Source organism: Flavobacterium sp. (genome assembly GCF_029945805.1).
Taxonomy (GTDB): Bacteria; Bacteroidota; Bacteroidia; order Flavobacteriales; family Flavobacteriaceae; genus Flavobacterium.
In genome coordinates, this window is the sequence record NZ_JAQSDH010000046.1 from 1 (window position 1) to 10,907 (window position 10,907).

Annotated in this window: 10 protein-coding genes; 6 read left to right on the forward strand and 4 right to left on the reverse strand. The window is 33.5% G+C overall.

Translation table 11 applies throughout. The annotated features are described in order from the left end of the window. From PSU83_RS13025 to PSU83_RS13045, 5 genes are all read left to right on the forward strand, one after another. Window positions 1-1,674: polyribonucleotide nucleotidyltransferase (locus tag PSU83_RS13025; RefSeq protein ID WP_300589990.1), on the forward strand; the 1,674-nt coding region annotated here is incomplete at its 5' end. A gap of 127 nt (window positions 1,675-1,801) precedes the next feature. After that, entirely contained in the window at window positions 1,802-2,653 is an 852-nt protein-coding gene (locus tag PSU83_RS13030; RefSeq protein WP_300589991.1) for a hypothetical protein, read from the forward strand. 63 nt (window positions 2,654-2,716) lie between these two features. After that, complete coding sequence (locus PSU83_RS13035) at window positions 2,717-4,006, forward strand: hypothetical protein (RefSeq protein WP_300589992.1); 1,290 nt, start codon at window positions 2,717-2,719, stop codon at window positions 4,004-4,006. A 12-nt stretch (window positions 4,007-4,018) separates the two neighbouring features. Beyond that, the gene (locus PSU83_RS13040) at window positions 4,019-4,567 is read left to right on the forward strand and encodes an RNA polymerase sigma factor (protein WP_300589993.1); all 549 of its coding nucleotides are present in this window, start codon (window positions 4,019-4,021) and stop codon (window positions 4,565-4,567) included. Beyond that, window positions 4,557-6,254 carry a hypothetical protein gene (locus tag PSU83_RS13045; protein ID WP_300589994.1) on the forward strand — a complete coding sequence of 566 codons (1,698 nt, stop codon included), beginning with the start codon at window positions 4,557-4,559 and terminating at the stop codon, window positions 6,252-6,254. The genes PSU83_RS13040 and PSU83_RS13045 overlap by 11 nt, the downstream gene beginning before the upstream one ends. A gap of 56 nt (window positions 6,255-6,310) precedes the next feature. Here PSU83_RS13045 and PSU83_RS13050 read toward each other — a convergent pair whose 3' ends face one another. Both PSU83_RS13050 and PSU83_RS13055 read right to left on the reverse strand, forming a co-directional pair. Then, a complete protein-coding gene (locus PSU83_RS13050) occupies window positions 6,311-6,964 on the reverse strand; it encodes a hypothetical protein (protein WP_300589995.1) in 654 nt (217 codons plus the stop codon). Window positions 6,965-6,968: 4 nt separating this feature from the next. After that, on the reverse strand, window positions 6,969-7,679 hold the full coding sequence (locus tag PSU83_RS13055) for a hypothetical protein (RefSeq protein WP_300589996.1): 711 nt from the start codon (window positions 7,677-7,679) through the stop codon (window positions 6,969-6,971). A gap of 103 nt (window positions 7,680-7,782) precedes the next feature. On the opposite strand from PSU83_RS13055, the gene PSU83_RS13060 reads away from it, so the two are divergent. Then, window positions 7,783-8,745 carry a helix-turn-helix domain-containing protein gene (locus PSU83_RS13060; RefSeq protein ID WP_300589997.1) on the forward strand — a complete coding sequence of 321 codons (963 nt, stop codon included), beginning with the start codon at window positions 7,783-7,785 and terminating at the stop codon, window positions 8,743-8,745. A 48-nt stretch (window positions 8,746-8,793) separates the two neighbouring features. Here the strand turns inward: PSU83_RS13060 and cysK are convergent, their stop codons facing one another. Next, a complete protein-coding gene (gene cysK / locus PSU83_RS13065) occupies window positions 8,794-9,702 on the reverse strand; it encodes a cysteine synthase A (protein WP_300589998.1) in 909 nt (302 codons plus the stop codon). Between the two features lie 16 nt (window positions 9,703-9,718). Beyond that, a complete protein-coding gene (epsC, locus tag PSU83_RS13070; RefSeq protein WP_300589999.1) occupies window positions 9,719-10,543 on the reverse strand; it encodes a serine O-acetyltransferase EpsC in 825 nt (274 codons plus the stop codon). Between the last annotated feature and the right edge of the window lie 364 nt (window positions 10,544-10,907).

Below are 10,907 nucleotides of genomic sequence, written 5' to 3' on the forward strand. Positions count from 1 at the left end.
ATGATGATTGGAGCTTCTATGGATTCTATCGCAATGGTAGAAGGTGAAATGAAAGAGATTTCAGAAGCAGAAATGTTAGAAGCAATTAAATTTGCACACGAACATATAAAAAATCAAATTTCAGCGCAATTGCGCTTGCAAGCTGCTTTTGGGAAAAAGGAAGTTCGATCTTACGATCAAGACAGAACAGATGAAACTATTCACGCTAAAGTGAAAGCAGCAGCTTACGATAAAATTTACGCTATTGCAAGCAAAGGTTCCGCTAAAAAAGAACGTTCCGCTTCGTTTGATGTCGTAAAAGAAGAAGTAAAAGCATTGTTTACTGAAGAAGAATTAGCAGAAAACGGTGATTTAGTTTCTAAATATTTCTACAAAGTAAATAAAGAAGCTGTTCGTAATGTAACGTTAGATTTAGGAACTCGTTTAGACGGAAGAAAAACTACAGAAATCAGAGACATCTGGTGTGAAGTAGATTATTTACCCTCAGTTCACGGTTCGGCATTGTTTACACGTGGAGAAACCCAAGCATTGGCAACAGCAACTTTAGGAACCTCTAGAGAAGCGAACCAAATTGATTCACCATCTGAACAAGGAGAAGAAAAATTCTATTTACACTATAATTTTCCACCATTTTCTACAGGAGAAGCTCGTCCGTTGAGAGGAACTTCAAGAAGAGAAGTGGGTCACGGAAACTTGGCACAACGTGCCTTGAAGAATATGATTCCTGCTGATTGTCCTTATACTATTCGTGTGGTTTCTGAAGTATTAGAATCTAATGGTTCGTCTTCAATGGCAACCGTTTGTGCCGGAACATTAGCTTTAATGGATGCTGGTATTCAAATGATTCGTCCGGTTTCTGGAATTGCAATGGGATTGATTACTGACGGAGATCGTTTTGCAGTTTTATCTGATATTTTAGGTGATGAAGATCATTTAGGAGATATGGATTTCAAAGTAACGGGAACTTCCGAAGGAATTACAGCGTGCCAAATGGACATCAAGATTGACGGATTGAAATATGAAATCATGGAGCAAGCTTTGGCTCAAGCTCGTGACGGTCGTCTGCACATCTTAGGAAAATTAACTGAAGTATTGGCTCAACCAAAAACTGATGTTAAAGTATATGCTCCAAAAATTATCATGCGTACTATTCCAGGAAACTTCATTGGTGCCTTAATCGGACCTGGTGGAAAAGTGATTCAAGAATTGCAAAAAGCTACAGGTTGCACCATCGTTATTAACGAAGTGGACGAGCAAGGTGTTGTTGAAATTCTTGGAACTGATCCAGAAGGAATCGCAAAAGTATTGGCGAAAATTGATTCTATCATTTTCAAACCACAAATGAATGAGTCGTATGAAGTGAAAGTAATTAAAATGCTTGACTTTGGTGCTGTTGTAGAATACACAGAAGCTCCAGGAAACGAAGTATTGTTACACGTTTCAGAATTGGCTTGGGAAAGAACTGAAAACGTTGCCGATGTTGTAAACATGGGCGATGTGTTTATGGTGAAGTACCTTGGTATGGATCCTAAAACAAGAAAAGAAAAAGTGTCAAGAAAAGCGCTTTTACCAAGACCTCCAAGAGATGAGAATGCAGCTCCAAGGGAAGACCGCGGACCACGTCCAGAAAGACTGGACGACAGAGATACGAGAAGAGACGATAAAAGAGACTAGTTCTTTTTTAAGTATAAAAAACCCCGATTCATTCATTTGAATCGGGGTTTTTGTTTTTATTTTAATATGTAAGGCAACCTTTTTTGAGTTTTCGACACTACCAAATATAAACCAAAAAATAAACCTCATGAAAGCCATTAATCTATTTGTTTTGGGAAGTGCAGTGTTATTCATATCATGCGACAATAGTGAATCTACAGAAACTGATTCTGAAGTTAATCTTGAAAAAATTGTGACACTATTCACTACCACTAACGACCCAAGTTATAACACAAAAAACATTAGACATTTTGTAAACAATCAGGTTGTTTCGGATTCAACGTTTAACAATGAAAATCAATTTATAGCTAGAAATGTAATAACAGTTGAAGGACTTACTAAAATCTATAAAACCTATTCAAATACCGGCGAGTTAACAGCTCATAAAGATGAAAACTATGATTCAGAGGGAAGACTAACAGGAAGACACACTTATATACCTACTTCGGCTTTATTTTTTACTTATGTTTATAATGATGACGGCACAGTCACTTCAAATGCATTCAACGTGCTGGATAATCAAACTACTGTTTTTAGAACTTTCACCAAAAATGCTTCCGGACTAATCTATAAAGAAAATGGCAGCGGTTTCAATCCTACTACAAATCTAATGGTGGCTTATGAAAACAATGCTACTTATCAAAATCAAAAAATGATTTCAACTAATCAGTCGGGGACAATAACCACTTTTCAATACTATCCAAATCCAATGCCCGAAAATATTCAGAAATCTGCAAACGAATTGAATAACTTAATCGTACTGGGAAATGAATTAAGATATTTGGCTTATCGTGGCAATTCTTATTATAAAGCAAATGATGATGACATTATGACCTTTAACAATGATAATTATAAGACTTACTTTAAAACTGTTTCTACAAATACAGCTGTCACGCCAAACATAACAAACACAACCGAACAATTTTATTACTACGAGTAAATAAAAAAGCTTTTTAAAGCAACCTTTTGGAACTTTTTGCAACTACTATTCAACATTAAAACTATGAAAAAATTTACAATTAGATTATCCGTGATGCTATTGCTACTTTTCGCTTCATTCAGTTGTACAGATATGGACGATAATGAACCTGTTGATTTTGGTACGCCTGTTTTTATTGAAACAGGAAGCGAATTATTTGGTTTACTTCAAACAATAACATCGCACGGAGACAATCCTGTGGAAAATACGGTTTGTATTGACTTTGTTTACCCTTGCAAAGTTTTTGTTTATGATGCGGATTCTGTATTCATAGAAGAAGTTGTTTTGACAGGAGATATTCAATTTAGTAATTTACTTACTCAGTTACCATTGACTCATTCAATAAGTCTTAGTTATCCAATTCAGACAACGTTGCCTGATGGAACTGTTTTTAGTGTGAACAATAACACTGAATTAAAAGTAGCTTTGGATTCTTGTTCGCGTGAAGATATTATTTCATATTGTGATGGATTATTTACTTCTCCAACGACCGTATGCTTTTGGGAAGTTCCATACATTCCTGGCGCAAACAATGATTTTGCCGGAGCTGTTTTTACTGTTGATCCAACAAACACAATTACATTATACCATCATAATACTGTTTATAACGGAACCTGGATTTTCTTATATCTAAACAATGAACTTCATTTAAACATTAGTCTTGCAGGAAATGATGCTACTGTTCAAGGCTGGAATTACAATTTTAAAGTTATTACTTTCACAGGAGATTTATTTGAATTGCAAACACCAACAATTTCAAGAAAACTTGTAAAAGATTGTTCCGATTTAACAACATATACAATTGGACAAACCGGTCCAAGTGGAGGAATCATAGCTTACGACAAAGGTTCATACACTAACGGATGGCGCTATATTGAAGCTGCTACAGCCGATTCTGCAATTGAAGAATGGGGTTGTCTAAGTGGGCAAATCACAAATGCTCAATTTGACCAAATTGGAACTGGTTATCAAAACACGGTTGCTATTGCAAACTATCACAATGGCCTGACGAATTATTATCTGAATCCAAGTGTTTGCAGTAATTTGAATAATGGAACCGTTTCTGCTAAAACTGCGTTGCATGAAGTTATCGGACTTGAAAAGGATTGGTGCATTCCTTCGGCAAACGAATTACAGCTGATTTATACAAATCTGCATACTATTACACTGGGAAATTTTACAAATACAAATTATTGGAGTTCCACAGAAAAGGACGTTTCCAAAGCTAAATGCATCGACTTTAGCTCAGGGCAAATTGTTAACTTGGACAAAAATTCGGCACTTGTAAAAACAAGACTTGTTCGCTTTTTTTAAAAAAAACTTAACTTGACTTTAGAAGAAATCATAATCGGTTGTAAGAAGAATAATTTAGTGCATCAAAAAGCGCTTTACAACCTTTATGACAAAAAATTATTTAACCTGAGTTTAAAATACTGCACATCATTATCAGACGCTGAGGATAATCTGCACGATAGTTTTATTGAAATATTTTCAAGCATTTCCAAGTATAAGGCCAAAGGTTCTTTTGAAGGCTGGATGAAACGAATTACAATAAATAAAGCTATTTCCAAATTTAAATCCGCCATACAGCAACAAGCATTAGATTTAAAAACAGTTACAATTAGCGATACTGATATAGAAATTAATCCAGAGGAGCTTCCTCTTGACATTTTACTGCAGTTGATTCAAAATCTGCCAAATCAGTACCGACTCGTATTCAACTTATATGAACTTGATGATTATTCACATAAAGAAATTGCACAAATGCTCAGCATTAGCGAAGGAACTTCTAAATCAAATCTCTATAAGGCGAAAGGGATTTTAAAAGAGAAGATTTTAGAGTTCAACCCTAAAAAAGCACAAAATGGAATCTAAAAAAGATATAGGAAACTATTTTAAGGAAAATCTGGAACAGCTGGATTACTCGCCTTCCAACAAAGTTTGGGACGGAATTGAAGCGGAACTAAAACAAAAGAGAAAAAGAAGGTTCATCTTTTGGTTATTCTTTGCGGCCATTGCTATTGGAACTATTTCAACTTATACTTATTTTCATGATTTTGATCCTAAAAAACCTTCCGCAAATAGTGATGTGCCAACTGGTTCATCTAACGTAACTCCTGAAAACAATCTAAATTCGAAAAATACTGATTCAAATAATGGCATTACTAAGAATGAGAATTCAAACAAACCCGACTTAGACACTACTTCATCTGACAATTCCAATTGGGACAATGTTGACTCAAATAACATTAATTCAAAAAACACGAGCAGTAAGAAAACCGACAAAAGCCGTGGGACAAAATTAGTAAATTCTGAAAACAGCAAATCGGGCAAAAAAGGATGGAAACCTAAAGTACAGTATGGTTCAAATACGAATTTCAAAACAGTTATATCAAAAAAATCGAATGCAAAAACGAATTCAAAAAATTCTGTTGTAACTAATGTAAATGACAAAAATCTAAACAATAGTTTATCAAAACCAAAAAAATACAAATACAAGAAACAAAGCAAAGCCAATCAAAAAAAAGCTTCACTAAGTGCAGAATACAATAAAGATGGGAAAAACTCTAAAACGAAAAAGAAATCAGCGAATTCAAATGCTTCAACTCAATTAACAACTTCAAACGAAGCTACTGAATCAACTAAATCAGATGATTTAAGTGATAATCAGCATGCATCAAATAGTAAAACTAATCTTAATGCTTTAAAAACTGGCGAAACTAAAACTGCTACGAAATCTGTTAAAGACCGAAAACAGATTCTAGAACAATTGAAAAAATCTAATCAAAAGAAAAGAGATTCTTTGATAGCTGTAAAAAAAGCAGAAAAAGAGAATAAAGATTTGACTGAAAATCCAAAAGAGGAAGAACAAAAAGATTCGACTAAAACTGATGTTGTCAAAACGGATTATGAACTAACAGTCGCACCCTATTTTGGAATGAATTATACCGGAAACTTTGGCAATGGAAACTTCCTCAATGACAGTAAAACTTCTAAAAAAGAAAGTGAAATCAATTCTAGTTACGGCGTTCTTATAAGAATAATGGGCAGTCGCAAAATTGGGATGCAAATTGGAGTTGGAATCATCAATTCGGTTTATTCTGCAACTTTTACCAAAGAATCCAACAGTTTTATCGGTCCAAATACAGCTTCGTTGACTACTTCTCTACAAGAATTAAATGATTTATTTCCAAATCAAAGCGAGGTAATTTCGCGCCAGCAAACTACATTTATTGAGGTTCCTCTTGAAGCCTATTATGTTTTATCGGATAAGAAATTTGGAATGGCAACATCGTTCGGTATTAGTTTCCTAAAGTTACAGAAAAACGAGTTGTTTTTAGAATCGAAAGATATTGATCGTATGAGCATCGGAAAACTTGAAAATATTGCCCCATTTAGTAGTTCAATCAATGTCAAATTCAACTTGTTCTACAAATTAACACCCAAACTAAACTTCGATTTGTATCCGTCGTTTCAATATCAATTTATGGGATACAAAGATGTTTCTAATTATCATCCTTACTTCTTTTCGATAAAAACAGGACTTAGTTATAAATTATAATTCAATTTTTGTTAGTTAGAAAATCCCAATCCTTTAATAAGATTGGGGTTTTTGTTTTACAACTTCAAACTCAAAGACATTGTTAAACTACTGTTCCCAAAACCCTTTTTAATTCTTTTTGAAAATACATCATACGGCATGTAGTTGTAATCAATATGAAATCCCAGTCTATCGGATGACAAACCTATTCCTTGTCCCAAATAAATACAGCTTAATGCTTTGGTGTTGGTGTCAATTCTATACACCGCGTTCCCATTTTCATCAGTGTAATAACCACTTTCATCTTTTGGATTTTCTTTGTCTTCAAAAGAAAAAAAGCTTCCGCCAAATGTTGAACTCCATTCTAAATTTTTCTTTTTATTAAAAATGGTTACTGGATAATTTTTGTTCATTCTACAACCCAACATTATGGTTATTCCTTTTGCTTTTACAATATAAATTGAATCTTTTCCTTGATAGGCAAAACTATTTTCAACCTTAGGAACAATAATATTTATTCCAAAATCCATCATATCATTATGATCAATTCGTGTCCTGTACCAAAAGGCAGTTTGGCTCGATACTCCAATTTTGTCTTTTAAGTCCCCTAAAGGAATAAATAATCCCGTTTCTGTTATAAATCTTTTATATTTTGTTGTGTCTTTTCCTTGATCTTGTGCATTTATATTCAGACTCAAAAAAACTACGATTACTACGATTAATTTTTTCATTTTTTTACCAGTTTAAAAAAGGAAATGACCTTTTGTTATTGATATTCCAAAATCCAACCTGAAATCCTTTTTGTCCTTTAGTTTTATTGACTAAACCAATCTGAATTCCTTTATATTTAGAAGATTGATTAAATATTCCCATCTGAATTCCATTGAAACAATCTGAATTATTAAGCAGTCCTATTTGAATACCATTAAGATTTTCGGAATCATTCGAGAATGAAATACTTAAACCGTTCATATTTCTAGAAATATTTCCAAATCCTGAAATATGTAATCCATTCAGTTCTGTAGAATAATTATAAAATCCATTAACTGAAATTCCGTTGCAAGAAAATCCTGAGTTGATTAACGAGACAGACCAACCTGAATAAGCAACGTCTTCATTTTGATTAGAATGTCCAGTTGCAATGCTCAATCCGTTAATTTTTACAGACGACTCTTCTGGAAAACCTCTACGTGTTGGATCATCAAACATTAAGTATAAAATAGTGAATGGATTAATTTCTAGATTTAATCCGTTTACTTTTTTGATTGTACTATTTGGGAACAAATCATAGCCTAGACCAATAGTCAAACCATTTATCTGTTGCACTTTTTTAGTTCGGGGTGTTAAACTAAACACGACTGTTTTCAAACTGTCCTGTCTTACATTCTCTTGAGAAAATCCGCAAAAAAATGAGGCTAGAAAAAAGATTATAAAATTTGTTTTCATAAGTAGTAGTTTTAATTACCCGACAAACTTATTGCGATTACCACACTTATATTTGTCATAAACAATTATAAAATTTTATATATTTGTGATTATCACAAAAATCATGAATAGTCAAGAACTGTTATTAAAAGCCATTCGAAGCAAACTTCACGTGTCAAATTCAATGAATGATGAAATCGCTAGTGTCTTAAACATAAGTTATGATGCGGCACACCGACGTGTTTCGGGTAAAAGCAAATTCTCAATTGAAGAAACCGTTATGTTGGCTAATCATTTCAACATTTCGCTTGATTCCTTATTTTCAAATAAAGAGAATGTCATTATCCAAAAAACAATAGAAATTAAGTCCTTAAAGGATATGCTGAATTACTTTAAAAATTCAGCAGAGAATATTGCGGAATTAACAAGTTCTCCTGACGCAGTTTTATATTATTCTGCCAAAGACATTCCGTTGTTTTATTTTATGGAAGGAACGATAATGTCAAAATTCAAAGCTTTTGTTTGGCTATCGATGCTGCAACAAGATCAAGAAAAGGAAAGTTTTGAACACTTTGTCATCGATGAATCCTTCATGGAACACATGCAAAAGCTCAAAAAAATATATGAAAACGTAAAAGTTATTGAAATTTGGAACGATACCACCATAAACAGTAGCATCCAGCAAGTCTCATATTTCTATGAATCAGGATTACTTTCGTTTAAAACGGCAATTGCAATATATGACGATTTAAAAAGAATTTTAACCGTTGTTAAAAACAAATCAAATAAAACGGATTCAAGTTATTCGTTTTATTACAACGAATTAATTCTTTTAAATAATAATATGCTGATAAAGTGTGAAGCAAAAGTAACAATGTTCATTCCCTATACCTTATTAGGATATTTTATCACGCAACATAAAGAAAGTTGTGAAAATGTACATCAGTTTTTTAATATGCAAATAGTCAATTCAAAGCTGTTAAACCATTCTGGTACAAGAGACCAAAATCTGTTTTTTAATTCCGCAGCTCGAAAAATTGATTATTATAAAGAAAAATTAAACAGTCAGTTAGACCTGAGCTTTTAAAATTAAAAAACCCCAATTCGATACTTTGAACTGGGGTTTTTTAATTGTTTAGAACAATCCTTCTACAGAAAGATACCGTTCACCTGTATCATAGTTAAAGGTCAAAACCACCGCATCTTCAGGAATGCTGTGAACTTTTTTGGCAACGGCGGCAAGTGAAGCGCCCGAAGAAACACCCACGAGTATTCCCTCTTTTCTGGCGATTTGTCTAGTAAACTCATAGGCGTCATCCTTGCTTACTTGTATAATTTCATCAATTGCTTCCGCATGATAATTTTGAGGAATAAAACCAGCACCAATTCCTTGTAATGGATGCGGTCCTGGCGCACCACCGCTCAATACTGGAGATAATTCTGGTTCCACGGCAATGACTTTCAGTTTGGGAAATTTCTCTTTTAGCACTTCGGCCACACCAGTAATGTGACCACCGGTTCCAACACCAGTAATGATGTAATCTAATCTATCTGGAAAATCAGCTAAAATTTCTAAAGCTGTGGTTGTTTTGTGAATGTCAATATTGGCCGGATTGTTAAATTGTTGTGGAGACCATCCATTTGGTGTATCCAATACTAATTCAGCAGCTCGTTCAATCGCACCTTTCATTCCTTTTTCTCTTGGTGTCAATTCAAATTCGGCACCATAAATCTCCATCAATTTTCTTCTTTCAATACTCATCGATTCCGGCATCACCAAAATAACTTTATACCCTTTTACAGCGGCAACAAGCGCTAAACCAATCCCTGTATTTCCCGAAGTTGGCTCAATAATTACGCTATTGGGATTTAGTAATCCTTTTTTTTCAGCATCTTCAATCATGGCCAATGCAATTCTGTCTTTAATACTATTTCCCGGATTTGACCTTTCTAATTTTATCCATACATTTCTGTTTTCAAATAATCGATTCAATCTAACCACAGGAGTATTTCCTATAGTTTCTAAAATGTTGTTTGCTTTCATAGTTTTTCAATTTAAATTATATACTAAAATTTAGTGCTTCAGGGAATTGTTCTTTGCTTTTTATGTTGATTTCACTCTTGTGATATACTAATGATTGTGGTGGAATCGAATTGGTTATCCAAACATTTCCCCCAATAACGGCATCTTTTCCGATTACGGTTCTTCCGCCAAGAATTGTGGCATTTGCATAAATAGTCACATTATCTTCTATAGTTGGATGACGCTTTTCTTCTGCTTCCTCTTTACTTACGGTTAAAGCTCCCAAAGTCACGCCTTGATATATCTTAACATTCTTTCCTATTATCGCGGTTTCACCAATAACTATTCCGGTTCCGTGATCAATCAAAAAATGTTCTCCAATTACCGCTGCAGGATGAATATCAATTCCCGTTTTACTGTGCGCGTGTTCTGCTATTAATCGGGCCAAAATCCTGGAGTTATTATTCCACAATTGAAATGCAATTCTGTGAACTGTGATAGCAAAGAATCCCGGATAAGCGATAAGCACTTCGTTTTTTGATTTAGCCGCGGGATCAAATTCCAAAATAGCATTTAAATCTTTTAAAAGCATTTCATGAAGTATAACACAGTTTCCAAAAAATTCAGTGGTTACTTTGATCGCATCTTCTTTTGAAAATCGTTCAGCTTCTAATAATTGTATTAATAATGCAGTTAATTCTTCTTCTTTTTGCTCAAAATAATGATACTCAATATATTCCTTTTGCGAACAAAACAACCATTCGGTCATTTCATTTATCCAATACTTTATTTTCTTCTTGTTAAAAAAGATTTTTTTATCTAAAAAATTACTTTGGTATAAATGTTTATTATTTGATTTCATAAAAGATTACTGTTTTTAAATATAAAACAAAAAACTCCCCAAAAATGGAGAGTTTCGCTTGTATTTGAAATTCATCAAAGACTTCATAACACCAAATTCTCCAGTACAGAATTAGTGCAACAGCTTACAATGATAAATTTAGTGTCAGACATACAGCTTTATATTGGAATCAAATTTCGTTATTATTCGGAGGGCCACCAAACATTTAACTAAGAATTTAACTTTTGTTGATTTTTTAATAGATTTTAATTTTTCTCTTTTACGAATAACAGAAACCAATTGATTTTAGGAACAACTAACTTATTATTTAACATTGTTGTCCGATAAAAAAGAAGCCAAAAAGATGGCTTCTTTAAATGAATCG